The organism is Streptomyces sp. MBT65 (assembly GCF_016612545.1).
GTDB lineage: Bacteria > Actinomycetota > Actinomycetes > Streptomycetales > Streptomycetaceae > Streptomyces.
Genome location: NZ_JAENRY010000814.1, coordinates 1 through 345 on the forward strand (window position 1 = coordinate 1; position 345 = coordinate 345).

The 345-nt window shown below is 69.0% G+C and carries 1 pseudogene; it reads right to left on the minus strand.

The annotated features are described in order from the left end of the window. Positions 1–345: pseudogene (locus JHN63_RS52230) on the minus strand (SulP family inorganic anion transporter); the annotation flags it as partial.

Here is a 345-nt window from a genome sequence, read left to right on the forward strand (position 1 = left end):
CCCCTCCAACGCCGCCGCACACGCAAGATCCACATGCCGCAACCCGCCCAACTCCAGCCGCACCACCCGGTCGTACGGCAACGCCTCCAACGCGTCCAACAGCTTCGGCAACCGCAGAAACGTCGCATGCCCCAGCACCCGTACGACGATCCCCGCGTCCCCGAGATCCTCCGCCTCCACCTGCACATGACTGATGTCCCACGCGGTCTTCGCCACGGCCAACGCCAGCCCGACCAGCACCCCCTCGAACAGATTCCCCACCACGATCGCCACCGCGGTCACCCCGAGCACGACGACCTCACCCCGATGCCCGTCCCACAACCCCCGCACCTGCCGCACCGGCAC